Source organism: Brevundimonas sp. NIBR10 (genome assembly GCF_027912515.1).
Classification (GTDB): domain Bacteria; phylum Pseudomonadota; class Alphaproteobacteria; order Caulobacterales; family Caulobacteraceae; genus Brevundimonas.
Genome location: NZ_CP115464.1, coordinates 1,561,751 through 1,575,871, shown reverse-complemented (window position 1 = coordinate 1,575,871; position 14,121 = coordinate 1,561,751). Strand labels below are relative to the sequence as shown.

Here is a 14,121-nt window from a genome sequence, read left to right as displayed (position 1 = left end):
TTTCGCCGGGATGAGCGGGATTGAGTTGTCAAAGACCGTGGGCAGGCGAGTTAGTTTGGATTCAAACCCGTGAACTGATCCGGGCGCAGGAATCGCTTCGTGAACCGGGCCTCGGCCACCGCGCCGTTGAAATAGTTCACCCGGTTGATGCGACAGCCGACGGACGCCCGCCCCGGGCCCTGGGGTGTGAAGGCGACGGCGGCCTCGCCCTGGAGTTCGCCGTCGACGAAGCTGCGGTAGGTCGTCCCGTCATAGGTCTGGGCCACGTGATACCAGCGGCCGACGGGGTGCAGCTTGTCGGGAAACAGCAGGGTCTGGTTGTAGGTCGGGCCCTTGGTGAAGGCGTCGAGCGCCCATTGCTCGCCATAGACGCGGATCTCGAACAGGAAGCGGGTGCCGACCGGGGTTTGGCCCGGCACCACCGCCTCGTCGGCCTGCAGGTGGAACCAGCGTTGCTCGAAGGCGCCGCCGTCGGGGCGGAACACGGCTTCGAAGGCGAAGGTGGAGGCACCGGCCAGGGGGTGGTCGCCGATGAACAGGGCGTCGTCCACACCGTCGAACTTGAGCGCGCCGCCGGGCACGGAGGCCGGGCCGTCGATACGCTGTGGGGCCCCTTCGATGGTCAGGGGCGCACCGATCCGGTCGAGGTCTCCGAAGCGCCAGACGGTCTGATCCGGCTGAGCCGACCCGGCGAAGGTCGCGCAGCCGGTCGTGGCGACCAGCCCCGCTGATGCGCCGCCGATCAGGGCCTGTCGCCGGTCGATCATGCGGCCAGACCTTCGATCAGGTCGCCCAGATTGCGCACGAACACCTGGGTCGAGATGCATTCGACGGGGTAGTCGGTGTTGTAGGGCGAGGTGTCCCACAGGTCGCCGACGCGGGTCGTCTGATACTCGCCGCCGGTCACCTCGGCCGGGGCCGGCCCGATATAGGGGTTGGAGATTGTGGTCAGAGGCGAAGGCCAGTAGCCCCGGTCGTTGAGGCCCGAAACCAGCTCGGCGACGCGCGCGGGCGTCGTCGGCCGCTCGCGCCGGGCGTCGGTGGACATGTCCCAGATGCTGACGTCGCGCAGGGTGAAATATTTCGGCAGTTTCAGCGACCCGGCCCGCGCCTTCAGCGGCGAGGCGGCGATCAGGGCGGCGGGGTCCATGGCGGCCGCCGCCTCGTACTCGGCGCGGATGGCGGCGGTGTCCACGTTCCGGAACGAACCGTAGTGGACGATCAGATTGTTCGGATTGGTGTCGGCGTAATACTGGCCGTTGGTGATGTTGGACCCGCGGCGGTGGATATAGACCGGGGTGTTCGACCCTTCGAGGATGAAGGTCGGATGGGTCCGGCCCGGCGCGATCAGATTCTGGGGCGTCCTGACCTGATCCAGCCAGTCCAGGGCCTCGGGCAGGCGTTCGAGGAATTTGCGGTCGCCGGTCAGCCGATAAAATCCGATCATCGAACGGATGTTGGTCCCCGTCGTGTGGGTCGCAAACGCTTGGGGCTCGATGGTGCGGGCGGGGGCGGGCTTCAGGGTGTCGGGGAAATGCTGGAGGCCCCAGGCCGGCTGAGGCATGGGCTGCTGGGTCTTCACATAGATGTCCATGCCGCGCTCGATCGCGTCAACCAGCCGGGCGTCGTTCGAGCCCAGGGCCTGATGCGCATAGAGCAGGAACTCGATGTTCTCGCCCGCCACATCGTCGTTGAAAGTGATGTAGGGCGTATAGTCGGCATGTCCGTGGGCACCGCCGTTCTCGACGAAGGGGAAGCGCTGGGGCCAGCCGCCGTTCGGATACTGGGCGTCGAGGACAAACTGGATCGCCTTGTCGAGCGGGGCCCGGTATTTGCGCTCGCGCTTCTCGAGATAGATGCGCAGCAGCAGTTGCGAGGCCTCGGCCGTGCCGGCGTCGTCGAACGTCGCATTGCCGTAATAGCGATGGTATTCCTCCATCCGCCAGGCGTTGTGACCATAGGTCTCGTACCAGGCCTTGAGGCTTTCCTCGCCCGCCGTGTCGACGACGTAGTTCCAGCCCCCCCGGGGATGCTGGCCCGCGACCAGGGCGTCGGCGGCGGACCTGGCGGCGGCGTAGAACTGTTCGTCGCCGGTGGCGTGATAGGCGTCGAGGAAGGCGTGACCCACCGTCGCCGTGCCCGGAGGCTGGACCCAGATGATCGTCGGCGAGGCCTCCAGCTCGCCCCAACGGCGCGAGAAGTCGGGCAGGACGTTCCAGACATAGCCGCCACCGACCGCGACCTCGTCGGTCATGAAGGCGGCGGCCTTCTTCATCGCGGCCAGGATGGCGGAGCGGTCGGGCGAGCCTTGCGCGAAGGCGGCGGGCGCGGCCGAGGCAAAGGCGCTCGCGGCGGCGGCACCGAGCAGGGCACGACGGTTCATCGAGATGGACATGAGGATACTCCGAACGCTTCCACGGGGCGGACTCTGCGGTCCTTCCGTATCAGATTAGGCGCTATGACACCGGTTTCCTAGTGGGTTCGGCCGGGCATTTTTCACGCCTCTTCGCCCTCACGCGCCGATGCGCTGAAGCGATGGGAAGGGCCGGCGGAGCGTCCGGGCCTTCGCCCGGAATGAAATAGAAAATACCGTTTCGGCGAAAGACGAACGCTCCGCGTATGTGGTTTTCGCAGGAGCTGTACGGCTCGTGTCGCCACGAACCAGCGGGGCTCTTAACCCCTTGCCGCTACCGCGCCCCCGGCGGGAGGGTGATGCCCTTGCAGCATCATCCCCTGAACGATCCGACTCTCTGCGCCAGACCCTTTGACGGTCCGGGGCGACGCAGTCCCCGAAAGAACTGCGCCGGCATCCCCCGGTCCGATCCCGCTCTACACACTCCCGCCGCAACAAGATCGCAAGGCCTTGCGCCCTTCCCCGCGACGGGACGGAAGGATCATAGCGGGGTTGGGGACCTGGGCGCGTGGATAGCCCTGACTGAACGTCAGAATCGGTCGTATCCCCAGGCACGGCAAGGGATAGGGTCGGGCGAGCTTCGCAAGTTGGAGGCGCTGGACGAGCCGACTTTCTTCTTCTCCCGCGTAGCGGGGGAAACCATCCCCGGCGTCGAGCGGAGCGAGACCAGGGTCGATGGGGGGCGTGTGAAGGGGGCGAAGAAAGAAGACTTCCCCCATCGGTCCTGGATCGCTGCGCGATCGACGGACCGCTTTCCCCCGCAAGCGGGGGAAGAAGATCGGCTTACCGGCGTGACCGGGACTGCCCTACCGCTTGATGTCGAAACCGTCGGCGTCCATGGCGGCGCGGACGTCGGCTGAGGTGAACAGGTTGAAGTCGCCGTGGACCGAATGCTTCAGGCCGGCGGCGGCGAGGCCGAAGGCGAGGGACTCCTCGTCGGGCCAGCCGCTCCAGACACCGAACAGGACGCCCGAGGCGAAGGCGTCGCCGCCGCCGACGCGGTCGATGACCCCGGCCATGTGGATGGGTGCCGCGTCCACCTGGCCGTCACGGGTCAGCATGACGGCGGACAGGGCCTGGTCGGCGACGCTGTCCTGGACGCGCAGGGTGCAGCAGATGCGCTCCAGTTTCGGGAAGGCCTCGAAGGCGGCGGCGGCGGCCATTCGGCGGCGCTGATGCGGGTCGGCGTCCTCGAAGGTGCGGCCCAGCACCAGGGCGAAGTCGCGTTCGTCGGCGAAGGCGATCGAGGCGGTGGCCAGCATCCGGCCGAGCGTCGCGGGCGGATCGCCGGCCCATTCGCCCCACAGCTTGCCACGGAAATTACCGTCGAAGGAGACCTTGACCCCTGCCCTCTCGGCCGCCTCGACGGCCTGGATGGCGGCTCGGGTGCCGTTCGGACCGACCGCCGGGGTCACGCCCGAGACATGCAGCCACTCGACCCCGTCCAGCAGCGAAGGCCAGTCGAAGGCGGTATCGACGTGTTCGACGAAGGCCGAACCTGCACGGTCATATAGGACGTCAGCCGGGCGACGGACGGCGCCGGGGGTCATGAAATACAGGCCCATCCGGCCCGGCCTGAACTCGATGCCGGAGGTGTCGACGCCGTGCTTGCGCACCTCGTCACGGGCACCACGGCCCAGCCCGTTGTCGGGCAGGACGGTCACCATCGCCGTCGGCGCGCCGTAGCGGGCCAGCGAGACGGCGACATTGGCCTCGGCCCCGCCGGGTCGCACCGTCAGGGTCGGGCCCTGCATCAGCACCTCACCCTCGGGCGGATTGAGGCGCAACAGCATCTCGCCGAAGCACAGGATTTTGCCGCCTGCGGCAGCGTTCGGGGACCCGGTCATGCGGCGGAAACTAGCGCGAGATCAGCGCGCCTGCCAGCCACCATCGACCGGCAGGATGGCGCCCTGGACATAGTCGGAGGCCTCGCTGGCCAGGAAGACGGCGGCGCCGCCAAGGTCGGACGGCTTACCCCAGCGACCGGCGGGAATGCGGCCCAGGATCTCGGCCGAACGGACGGGATCGTCACGCAGGGCCTGAGTGTTGGCCGTGGCGAAATAGCCGGGGGCGATGGCGTTGGCGGTGATGCCGTGCGGGGCCCATTCGTTGGCCATCAGCTTGGTCAGGCCCGCGACGCCGGACTTGGACGCCGTATAGGACGGCACCCGGATGCCGCCCTGGAAGGACAGCATGGAGGCGATGTTGATGATCTTGCCGCCGTCACCCTGTTTGATGAACTGGCGGGCGACCGCCTGGCTCATGAAGAAGACCGTCTTCAGGTTGATGTTCATCACCAGATCCCAGTCGGCCTCGGAGAAGTCGACGGCGTCGGCGCGGCGGATCAGGCCGGCGTTGTTGACCAGGATGTCGATCCGGCCAAACGCCGCCAGGGTTTCCTCGACGATACGGCCGACCGGCTCGATCGAGGTCAGATCGGCCTGCAGCGAGACGGCCTTGCGGCCCTTGGCCAGGACCTGGCCGACGGTGTCGTCCGAATCCGACAGGGCGACCGAGGCGATGTCTGCCCCGGCGTCAGCCAGGGCGAGCGCGATGCCCTGGCCCAGGCCCGTGTTGCCGCCGGTGACGAGGGCGACCTTGCCGGTCAGGTCGAAGGGGGTGGTCATGGTCGGCTTCCTACCTTGGTTCACAGGTCCAGCTCAGCCCTGTCGAGGGACTTCAGGCCGGATTCGGGTTGTGCGTATAGGTAACCGGTGTCATAGGCAGATGCAACAGGCAGAACCAGACGGCGGGGATCAGCCCGGACCTCTTGCAGAGGCCTCGCTCTTCGCCCACTTCCTGTCCAACCCCGCGAGGAAACACCCATGAAAATCGCTCTCATCACCGAGAACAGCCAGGCCGCCAAGAACGCGGTGATCCACGACGCCCTGACCACGGTCGCCGAGCCCCTGGGCCACCAGGTGTTCAACTACGGTATGTACACCGCCGAGGATAAGGCCTCGCTTACCTATGTCATGAACGGACTGCTGACGGGTATCCTGCTGAACTCCGGCGCCGCCGACTTCGTCGTGACGGGCTGTGGCACGGGCATGGGCTCGATGCTGGCCTGCAACGCCATGCCCGGCGTGTTCTGCGGTCTGGTCATCGACCCGACCGACGCCTTCCTGTTCGGCCAGATCAACGACGGCAACGCCATCTCCATGCCCTATGCCAAGGGCTTCGGCTGGGCGGCCGAGCTGAACCTGCAGGACGTCTACAAGAAGCTGTTCGAGGGCGAGCGCGGCCTTGGCTACCCCAAGGAACGCGCCCAGATCATGGCCACCAACCGCGGCATCCTGAAAAACCTGAAGACCGTCACCTGCCACGACATGATCACGGTTCTGAAGACCGTCGACCAGGACCTGCTGAAGGCGGCCGTCGCCGGTGAGAAGTTCCAGGAGTATTTCTTCGCCAACGCGACCGACACGGCCATCCGCGACTACATCAAGGGCGTGGTCGCCACCTCGCCGGCGCTGCAACCGGCCTGAGACTGAAATCGGCCTGAGATTGGCGCCCGCTGTCGCACCGACGGCGGGCGTCGTTCGTTCAGGCGGGGATGTCGGACTTGCGGATGACCAGCGAAGGGCGAACCTCGGGCTGGCTCAGCTTTGCAGGATCGACGCCGCGCAAGGGGGCCAGCAGTTTCTCGGCCGCCATCCGGCCCATGTCGCGGATCGGCAGACGCACCGTCGTCAGGTTCGGCCAGATGCGCTGGGCCATGGGCAGGTCGTCGAAGCCGACGATGGAAAGGTCGCGCGGCAGTTCCAGACCCCGCTCGCGCGCCGCCTGCATGACCCCGATGGCCATGTCGTCGTTCAGGCTGAAGATGGCCGTGGGCGGCTCTTTCATCGACAGCAGGGCGTGGCCCGCCTCGACACCTGATTCGTAGGTATAGGCCCCCTCGTACTCATAGGCGGGGTCCATGGGGATGCCGCGCTCGGCCAGGGCGTCGCGGAAGCCACCACCGCGCACCGCAGCCGACCGGAACAGGCTGGGGCCGCGCACCAGGCCGATTCGCCTGTGGCCCAGGTCGGCCAGGCGATGCGCCGCCTCGGCCGCGCCCAGATGGTCATTGGTCACGACCATGACGCCCGGCTCGTCCAGCGAAACCGAGGCGATCCGGACATAGGGACAGTCGAGATCGCGCAGCAGGGCGATGACCCGCTCGTCCTCCGACACCGACGGCGGCATGATGACGCCGAACAGGCGCTGGCGTTCGACGAAGCCCCGGATGTCCTCGACCAGGGTGTCGGAATAGCGGTTGCAGGGGTGGACGACGAGTTCGAGCCCCGAACCCTTCAGCGCGTCCAGCACGCCCTGCTGCATGTTCACGACATAGGTGGGGCTGGGGTTGTCGTAGATCAGCCCGACCAGGAAGGACCGGCGGAAGGCGAGGCCGCGCGCCTGGGGGTCCGGGGTGAAGCCCAGTTCGGTGATCACCTCGTTGACCCGGGTGCGAGTCTCCTCGCGCACCAGGGGCGACTGGTTGATGACGCGGGACACCGTCTTCTTGGAGACCCGGGCGATCCGGGCCACGTCGTTGATGGTGGCGCGCTTGCCCGGCTTCAGCGGGTGCGGATCGTCTGTCACGTCGGCGTCTCTGGATAAGTCCGACGCATGGCATAGCCGTGACGGCGCGCCGACGCCAACCCGGATTGTGAAAGCCGATTGACACCGGTTTCCTTCGCCGGTCATATCCCGCCCAAGAACGAGGGAACGCCTAAGTGATCCGCATCCAGCACAAGAGCCGCGCATGACGGCCGAGCCGATCCACGAATCGAGCGCAGCCGCCGTGGCCGAGGCGTTCGTCTCCGCACGCCTGGCGTCGCGGGCCACGCCCGACTATCCGGGCGTCCTGCCCACCACCATGGCCGAAGGCTATGCGATCCAGGAGATCGCCATCGGCCTGTATCCGGACCGGATCATCGGCTGGAAGGTGGGCGGCGTGGGCCCTGCCCTGCAAGAGAAACTGGGCACCCACCGTCTGGCGGGTCCGATCTTCGCGCGCAACGAATGGCCGGTCGACGGCCCCGTGACCGTCGGTGCCATCGAGGGCGGCTTCTGTGCCGTCGAGGCCGAATTCATCGCCCGCATCGGCGAGGGTGTCGATCCCGCCAAGACCGACTGGACGATCGAGGAGGCCACGGCCGCCGTCGACGCCGTCTTCATCGGGATCGAAATCGCCGGCAGCCCCCTGGCCGCCATCAACGACCTGGGGCCGCCCATCGTGGCGTCCGATTTCGGCAACAACGCCGGGGTCTTCGTCGGCCTGGAGTTGGACGGCTGGCGCGAGCGGCTGGACGCGATCACGGTCGAGACCACCATCGACGGCGTCTCGGTCGGAACCGGCGGATCGCCGTCCCTGCAAGGCGGGGCGATGGAATCGGTGCGGTTCCTGCTGGAGCACGGGGCACGGCGCGGCCGGCCCCTGACCGCCGGTATCCTGGTCTCGACAGGGGCAGTGACGGGCGTACACAGGATCTACAGCGGCAGCGACTTCGTCTGCGACTTCCAGGGCGTGGGCGAGATCCGCGGCACCGTCATCAAGGCGCAAGTCTGAACCATCAACACCGACGCCAACCCGACGGAGACAGGTCGGGACGCGTGAGGACCAGAGTACAGGAACGGCCATCATGACCGACACCACCCAGGGCTCTACGGGCCCGATCTCGATCAAGGCGCCGTCGCCGGGCAAGTACCGCTGGCTGATCATGTGGCTGCTGTTCGCGGCCATGGTGATCAACTACGTCGACCGGCAGATGATCGGGGTGCTGAAGCCCACCCTGTCGACCGAGTTCGGCTGGTCCGAGACGGACTATGCCGACATCGTCTTCTGGTTCCAGGCCTCCTACGCCCTCTTCTATGCGATCTGGGGCCGGTTGATGGACAAGATCGGGGCCCGGTTCGGTCTCGGCATCGCCTTCGCCATCTGGCAGGTCGGTCACATCCTGCACGGCGGGGCGCGGGACCTGACGCATTTCATCATGGCGCGGATGCTGCTGGGCGTCGGCGAGGCCGGGGGCTTCCCCGGCGGGATCAAGGCCGTCACCGAGTGGTTCCCCAAGAAGGAACGCGCCCTGGCCACCGGCCTGTTCAACGCCGGCACCAACATCGGCGCGATCGTCACGCCCCTGCTGGTGCCCGCCCTGGTGCTGGCCTTCGGCTGGCAGATGGCCTTCGTGATCACCGGCCTGATGGGGCTGATCTGGCTGCCGATCTGGCTGCTGGTCTATCGCAAGCCGCGTGACCAGAAGCGTCTGTCCGCGACCGAACTGGCCTATATCGAACAGGACCCGGCCGATCCGGCCGAGAAGGTGGGCTGGCTCAAGCTGCTGACCGTCAAGGAAACCTGGGCCTATGCCGGCGGAAAATTCCTGATCGACCCGGTCTGGTGGATGTTCCTGTTCTGGCTGCCCGACTTCCTGGGCAAGCGCTATGGCCTGGACCTGAAGACCTTCGGCCCCCCGCTGGTGGCCATCTATCTGCTCAGCGATGTCGGCTCGGTCGGGGGCGGCTGGCTGTCGTCGCGGATGATGCATATGGGGATCAGCCTGAACCGGGCGCGCAAGACCACCATGCTGATCTGCGCCCTGCTGGCCGTGCCCGTGATGTTCGCGGCCTATGCCTCCAACGTCTGGATCGCGGTGCTGATCATCGGCGTCGCCACGGCGGCCCACCAGGGCTTCTCGGCCAACCTCTACGCCATGCCCGGCGACGTCTTCCCGCGCTCGGCGGTGGGGTCGGTCGTGGGCATCGGCGGGATGCTGGGCGGCATCGGCGGCATGGTCTTCTCGAAATACGTCGGTCAGGTGCTGGAGAAGATCGGCACCTATACGCCCATCTTCGTGGTCGCCGGCACGGTCTATCTGCTGGCCCTGCTGCTGATCCACGTGATCTCGCCGCGGTACGCTCCGGCCAAGGTCTCGACCTGATCTGAGGCTTGGGGGGACGACGCCCGGCGGCGCGTCGTCCCCCTGTCACCGCCGCCGGTGTTGGTGGAGTGCCCACGATGATGACGCGACGAGGTCTGACGCTCGGCGTCGCCGCCGGGGCCGCCGTCACCGCCCTGCCACGCCTGTCCCTGGCACAGACCACAGCCCCGACGGTGCGCACCACCTACGGGCCGATCATCGGCGGGCGGGACGGCGACATCTCGGTCTTCAAGGGCGTGCGCTACGGTGCCGACACGGGCCCACGCCGGTTCCAGCCGCCCGTCGCCCCGACACCCTGGACCGAGCCGGTCGAGACCCTGGCCTATGGGGCATCGGCACCGCAGGGCCGTCCCGATGTGCCAGCGTCCGAGGACTGTCTGTTCCTGAACGTCTGGACGCCGGGGCTGGACGGCGAGAAGCGGCCGGTCATGGTCTATATCCACGGCGGGGCCTATTCGAACGGCTCGGGCTCGGACCCGCTGTATGACGGGACGCGGCTGGCGCGGCGCAAGGACGTCGTCGTCGTCACCCTGAACCACCGTCTGAACGTGTTCGGCTATGCGTTTCTGGCACGGCTGGCGCCCGGCTTCGGGTCATCGGGCAATGCGGGTCAGCTGGACCTGATCCTGGCGCTGCAATGGGTCAGGGACAATATCGCGGCCTTCGGCGGCGATCCGGGCCGGGTCATGGTGTTCGGCCAGTCGGGCGGCGGGGCCAAGATCGCGACCCTGATGGCGACGCCGGCGGCCGCCGGCCTGTTCCACACGGCGGCGACCATGAGCGGTCAGCAGGTCACGGCGTCGGGCCCGATCAACGCCACGCGCCGGACCCAGGCCTGGCTGGCGGCGATGGAACTGCCTGTCGAGCGGATCGGCGAGCTGGCCACGATGCCTTGGGAGACGCTGCTGGAGGGCACCTCGGCGCGGGACCCGATCCTGACCGGCAGCGGGGTCTATATGGGGCCGGTGATGGATGACGTGGTGCTGCACCGCCATCCCTTCTATCCCGATGCCGCGCCCCAGTCGGCGTCGATGCCGATGATCATCGGCAACACCCACGACGAGACCCTGGGGTTCCTCGGCAACGACCCGGCCAACGCCAATCTGACCTGGGATACGCTGGTCGGGCGGCTGACGCCCGAGCAGTTGAGGATCGACATCCAGCCCGAGACGGTGATCGCCTGGTATCGCCAGAGCCACCCGGAGCTGTCGCCCGATCAGGTGCTCATCGCCGCCACGACCGCCGGTCGATCGTGGCGCGGGGCGGTGATCGAGGCCGAGGTCCGGGCCGCCACCGCTGCGGCGGGGGCCGGCAGGGGGGCCTGGGTCTATCAACTCGACTTCCAGGCCAGCCTGTCGAACGGCAGGAAGGGTGCCTATCACACCGCCGACATCCCCCTGGTGTTCGACAATGTCGCCGCAGCCGGATCGGGGGCAACGGGAGCGGAGGCCCAAGCGGCGGCCGACCTGATGAGCGGGGCCTTCGCCACCCTGGCCCGGACCGGAGATCCCAACCATGCGGGGCTGCCGGACTGGACGCCCTATGACCTGACGCGGCGCCAGACCATGGTGTTCGACACCACCGCCCGGATGGCCGACGACCCGCGCGGCGACGAGCGGGCCTTCTTCAGCCGCGTGCCCTATATCCAGCCGGGAACCTGAGCCCATGAGGATCGATCGCCGCAGCCTGTTCGGGTTCGCCGCCGCCGTGGCCGGGGGAGCGTCTGCCCCGTCAGCCCTGGCCCAGATGAGGCCGGGGCCGCTGCTGGCCCCGCCGGACCCGACCGAGGTGTGGAAACTGTGGCCGAACGGTGCGCCGGGCGGGGAGCGGGTCACGGTCACGCCGGTCGTCACTGAGCGGTCGACGGACCCGGCCTTCCATGACCGGTTCGCCCAGTACACGACCGACCCGATCCTGACGGTCATGCGGCCGATCACGCCGAACGGGGCGTCGATGATCCTGATCCCCGGGGGCGGGTACAAATGGTCCGTCGTGGACAAGGAAGGGATGGATGTCGCGCGAGTCTTCGCCGAAGCCGGGGTGACCTGTTTCGTGCTGCGCTATCGCCTGCCCGCGGACGGCTGGGCAGCGGGGGCCGAGGCGCCGTTGCAGGACGCGCAGAGGGCGGTGCGGATGGTGCGGTCGCGGGCCGCCGAGTTCGGATTGGACCCGGCGCGGGTGGCGGTGCTGGGGGCCTCGGCCGGGGGGCATCTGGCGGGATGGGCGACGGCCGAGACGACGGCGGCCTACACGCCGGTGGACGCCCATGACGAAGTGTCGTTGCGGCCGGATTTCAGTATCCTGATGTATCCGGTGGCGACCATGGCCGATCCGTTCGTCCATGCGGGGTCGCGCGAGCAGTTGCTGGGGACCGCGCCTTCGCCGGAGCGGATCAAGGCCCATTCGCTGGAGGAGATGGACTGGACGGGCGCGCCGCCGGTCTGGTTGATCCACGCCATCGACGATGCGTCGGTGGTGGTCGAGAACAGTCTGAACCTGCTGTCAGCCCTGCGGCGCGCCAAGGTGCCGGCCGAGGCCCATCTGTTCGAGGAAGGCGGCCACGGCTTCGGGGTGCGCCTGATCGCCGGAAAGCCCGCCGACACCTGGCCCGAGATCGCGCTGCGGTTCGGAAAAAGGCATGGGTGGGTGGCGTAGGCCACGATCGGTGCGCTGGACTCCCCGGACTCGAAAATTAGAGTCCGAAGAGTCCGAAGAGTCCGAAGAGTCCGAAGAGTCCGAAGAGTCCGAAGAGTCCGAAGAGTCCGAAGAGTCCGAAGAGTCCGAAGAGTCCGAAGAGTCCGAAGAGTCCGAAGAGTCCGAAGAGTCCGAAGAGTCCGGACTCGAAAAAAGAGTCCGTTGAGTCCGTTGAGTCCGGACTCGAAAAAGAGTCCGTTGAGTCCGTTGAGTCCGGACTAAGGATCGGAGGTGCGACGGCGCGGGATGTCAAAGACCGTGTTCGCCCCAGTCTAACATACCGGCGGACCAGGGCGGGAAACTCAGGCCGAGATCGGCACGATCCGTTGCAGGATAAGGGATTGGCGCGTTGAAGTTGGATAACGCGGCGGCGTTGAGCAGCCTATTTGCTATGGCTTTGTCAGCCGACGCTGGTCCTGGTTCGGAACATTCGATGTCCCCAGCGGAGCATAGAGAACGCAGTCGGCAAGACGACGATGGGGAGAAGCAGCCGGTGCGCTGTGTCCCAGCTCCAAACCCAAGGCGAACGGCCAATGAGAATCGGCATCGAGAAGGCCGCCAACACCCACACGGCAAAGGCCGCCAGGCAAAGCGCGAGCGCCATCACCATGATGCCATTCAGCAGACTGGCAGCCCGCTCTTCGGGACCGTCTACAGGACTTTCAGGTTGGCTATCGGGCTTCGGCATCGCAACCTCCGGACACCCGAGACTAGGGGGCCTGCTCATAGAGGTCCATGCGTTTCCCTAGACCGGCTGCAGCGCCCCGCTGGCGATGACCGGGCCGGTGGGGAGGCCGGTGGGGGAGCCGCCGCGGGGTTCGACGGAGACGGCGAGGGCCGGAGGGTTGTCGGGGTTGACGCCCAACAGGCGGGCGGCGTCGATGACCACGACCTCGGCGCCGTCCATGGAGCCCATGGAGACCGGTGGCGAACCGTCGGGCAGCATCCACATCTCGAACGAATGCCCCTCGGGCGCGCCGGAGATGGGGGCGATGATCAGCTTCTGGTTCTGGCGATCCAGGGTGACGACGAAACTGACCGGGCCGTCCTCGGCCGACTTGAGCATTCCGACCGACATGGGCTGGATCGTCGGGACGGGCGTAGCCGGGGTCGGGGCGATCGGGGTCGCGCCGGGGTTCAGCAGGACGACGGCAAAGGCGGCGGCGGCGGCCGTGGCGAAGACGGCGGTGCCGGCGCGCCAGATGGCGATATTGCCCCAGAAGCCGTCATTGTCGTTGGCCGGGGTCCTGGTCAGACCCAGCTGCGCGGCGATGCGCAGCCAGACGACGCGCGGCGGCACGACCGGCGGCACGGCCTCTATCATCGGGGCCAGGCGGGCGTCCCAGTCGGCGACCTGATCGGCGAAACCGGCGTCGGACTTGATGCGGCGCTCGGCGGCGGCGCGTTCTTCGGCCGTCAGCACGCCCAATGCGTATTCGGCAGCGCGTTCGTCGGGGAAGGGGAAGTCGGTTGTGTCTGTCATCCGCCCAGGCAAGCCTTCAGCTTCATCAGGGAGCGGCGGATCCAGCTCTTCATCGTGCCGGTCGGGACGCCGAACACCTTGGCCACGTCCTCATAGGTGCGGCCCTCGAAGAAGGCGGTGCGGATGGCCCTGGCCTGAGCGTCCTCCAGCTGGTCCATGCAGACGTCCAGCCGGGTGGTCTGTTCCGAGCGAAGCACGGCACCCAGGCCGTCCTCGGCATCGTCCGGAACCTCGTTGGCGTCATCGATGGGGCGGGTGGTGCGACGGCCGACCTGGCGCTGGCGGTCGATGGCGCGGTTGCGGGCCATGGTCGCCAGCCAGGTGATCGGGCTGGCACGGTTCTCGTCGAACGTGCCCGCCTTTGACCAGACGCTGATATAGACTTCCTGCAGCACGTCCTCGGCCTCGCTTCGATCGTTCAAGATACGAAGGACCACACCGAATAGTTTCGACGAGGTCGCGTCATAGACGTCCTGAAGCGCGGAACGGTCACCGCCGGCGACGCGGCGCAGGTTTAAGGTCAAAGTCTGACGACTGATGTCGGCGTCCATGCGTCGGCGTCTGTATATCCGTTGATCGTCAACGCCTTCGGTCGCACG

The 14,121-nt window shown here is 67.3% G+C and carries 13 protein-coding genes; 5 read left to right on the top strand and 8 right to left on the bottom strand.

Features of this window, described 5'->3' with window-relative positions:
• Nucleotides 1-50: 50 nt before the first annotated feature.
• From O5K39_RS07735 to kduD, 4 genes are all read right to left on the bottom strand, one after another.
• On the bottom strand, nt 51-767 hold the full coding sequence (locus tag O5K39_RS07735; protein WP_271146697.1) for a LamG domain-containing protein: 717 nt from the start codon (nt 765-767) through the stop codon (nt 51-53).
• On the bottom strand, nt 764-2,395 hold the full coding sequence (locus O5K39_RS07730; RefSeq protein ID WP_271146696.1) for a pectate lyase: 1,632 nt from the start codon (nt 2,393-2,395) through the stop codon (nt 764-766). Before O5K39_RS07730 ends, O5K39_RS07735 begins: the two co-directional genes overlap by 4 nt.
• Nucleotides 2,396-3,219: 824 nt before the next feature.
• Nucleotides 3,220-4,260, bottom strand: coding sequence for a sugar kinase (locus O5K39_RS07725; RefSeq protein ID WP_271146695.1), 1,041 nt, complete (start codon nt 4,258-4,260; stop codon nt 3,220-3,222).
• 21 nt (nt 4,261-4,281) lie between these two features.
• On the bottom strand, nt 4,282-5,040 hold the full coding sequence (gene kduD, locus O5K39_RS07720; RefSeq protein ID WP_271146694.1) for a 2-dehydro-3-deoxy-D-gluconate 5-dehydrogenase KduD: 759 nt from the start codon (nt 5,038-5,040) through the stop codon (nt 4,282-4,284).
• A 198-nt stretch (nt 5,041-5,238) separates the two neighbouring features.
• On the opposite strand from kduD, the gene O5K39_RS07715 reads away from it, so the two are divergent.
• Nucleotides 5,239-5,901, top strand: coding sequence for an RpiB/LacA/LacB family sugar-phosphate isomerase (locus O5K39_RS07715; protein WP_271146693.1), 663 nt, complete (start codon nt 5,239-5,241; stop codon nt 5,899-5,901).
• 58 nt (nt 5,902-5,959) lie between these two features.
• On the opposite strand, the gene O5K39_RS07710 is transcribed toward O5K39_RS07715, so the two are convergent.
• Complete coding sequence (locus tag O5K39_RS07710; protein ID WP_271146692.1) at nt 5,960-7,003, bottom strand: LacI family DNA-binding transcriptional regulator; 1,044 nt, start codon at nt 7,001-7,003, stop codon at nt 5,960-5,962.
• 163 nt (nt 7,004-7,166) lie between these two features.
• On the opposite strand from O5K39_RS07710, the gene O5K39_RS07705 reads away from it, so the two are divergent.
• From O5K39_RS07705 to O5K39_RS07690, 4 genes are all read left to right on the top strand, one after another.
• The gene (locus tag O5K39_RS07705; protein ID WP_271146691.1) at nt 7,167-7,973 is read left to right on the top strand and encodes a 2-keto-4-pentenoate hydratase; all 807 of its coding nucleotides are present in this window, start codon (nt 7,167-7,169) and stop codon (nt 7,971-7,973) included.
• A 73-nt stretch (nt 7,974-8,046) separates the two neighbouring features.
• Nucleotides 8,047-9,345 carry an MFS transporter gene (locus tag O5K39_RS07700; protein ID WP_271146690.1) on the top strand — a complete coding sequence of 433 codons (1,299 nt, stop codon included), beginning with the start codon at nt 8,047-8,049 and terminating at the stop codon, nt 9,343-9,345.
• Between the two features lie 80 nt (nt 9,346-9,425).
• Nucleotides 9,426-11,006, top strand: a complete 1,581-nt coding sequence (locus tag O5K39_RS07695; RefSeq protein WP_271147123.1) for a carboxylesterase/lipase family protein — start codon at nt 9,426-9,428, stop codon at nt 11,004-11,006.
• A 4-nt stretch (nt 11,007-11,010) separates the two neighbouring features.
• Entirely contained in the window at nt 11,011-12,000 is a 990-nt protein-coding gene (locus tag O5K39_RS07690) for an alpha/beta hydrolase (RefSeq protein WP_271146689.1), read from the top strand.
• A gap of 439 nt (nt 12,001-12,439) precedes the next feature.
• Here O5K39_RS07690 and O5K39_RS07685 read toward each other — a convergent pair whose 3' ends face one another.
• Genes O5K39_RS07685 through O5K39_RS07675 form a run of 3 tightly spaced genes read right to left on the bottom strand, consistent with a single transcriptional unit; the run spans nt 12,440 to nt 14,073 of the window.
• Nucleotides 12,440-12,727 (bottom strand): hypothetical protein, encoded by a 288-nt coding sequence (locus O5K39_RS07685; RefSeq protein WP_271146688.1) that lies wholly within the window; start codon nt 12,725-12,727, stop codon nt 12,440-12,442.
• 57 nt (nt 12,728-12,784) lie between these two features.
• Nucleotides 12,785-13,522 carry an anti-sigma factor gene (locus O5K39_RS07680; protein WP_271146687.1) on the bottom strand — a complete coding sequence of 246 codons (738 nt, stop codon included), beginning with the start codon at nt 13,520-13,522 and terminating at the stop codon, nt 12,785-12,787.
• Nucleotides 13,519-14,073 (bottom strand): sigma-70 family RNA polymerase sigma factor, encoded by a 555-nt coding sequence (locus O5K39_RS07675; protein WP_271146686.1) that lies wholly within the window; start codon nt 14,071-14,073, stop codon nt 13,519-13,521. Before O5K39_RS07675 ends, O5K39_RS07680 begins: the two co-directional genes overlap by 4 nt.
• Between the last annotated feature and the right edge of the window lie 48 nt (nt 14,074-14,121).

Bases quoted from the DNA above. Each gene is read 5' to 3' on its own strand.
- O5K39_RS07735 (WP_271146697.1), bottom strand. From the start codon at position 767: ATGATCGACCGGCGACAGGCCCTGATCGGCGGCGCATCAGCGGGGCTG.
- O5K39_RS07730 (WP_271146696.1), bottom strand. From the start codon at position 2,395: ATGTCCATCTCGATGAACCGTCGTGCCCTGCTCGGTGCCGCCGCCGCG.
- O5K39_RS07725 (WP_271146695.1), bottom strand. From the start codon at position 4,260: ATGACCGGGTCCCCGAACGCTGCCGCAGGCGGCAAAATCCTGTGCTTC.
- kduD (WP_271146694.1), bottom strand. From the start codon at position 5,040: ATGACCACCCCCTTCGACCTGACCGGCAAGGTCGCCCTCGTCACCGGC.
- O5K39_RS07715 (WP_271146693.1), top strand. From the start codon at position 5,239: ATGAAAATCGCTCTCATCACCGAGAACAGCCAGGCCGCCAAGAACGCG.
- O5K39_RS07705 (WP_271146691.1), top strand. From the start codon at position 7,167: ATGACGGCCGAGCCGATCCACGAATCGAGCGCAGCCGCCGTGGCCGAG.
- O5K39_RS07700 (WP_271146690.1), top strand. From the start codon at position 8,047: ATGACCGACACCACCCAGGGCTCTACGGGCCCGATCTCGATCAAGGCG.
- O5K39_RS07695 (WP_271147123.1), top strand. From the start codon at position 9,426: ATGACGCGACGAGGTCTGACGCTCGGCGTCGCCGCCGGGGCCGCCGTC.
- O5K39_RS07690 (WP_271146689.1), top strand. From the start codon at position 11,011: ATGAGGATCGATCGCCGCAGCCTGTTCGGGTTCGCCGCCGCCGTGGCC.
- O5K39_RS07685 (WP_271146688.1), bottom strand. From the start codon at position 12,727: ATGCCGAAGCCCGATAGCCAACCTGAAAGTCCTGTAGACGGTCCCGAA.
- O5K39_RS07680 (WP_271146687.1), bottom strand. From the start codon at position 13,522: ATGACAGACACAACCGACTTCCCCTTCCCCGACGAACGCGCTGCCGAA.
- O5K39_RS07675 (WP_271146686.1), bottom strand. From the start codon at position 14,073: ATGGACGCCGACATCAGTCGTCAGACTTTGACCTTAAACCTGCGCCGC.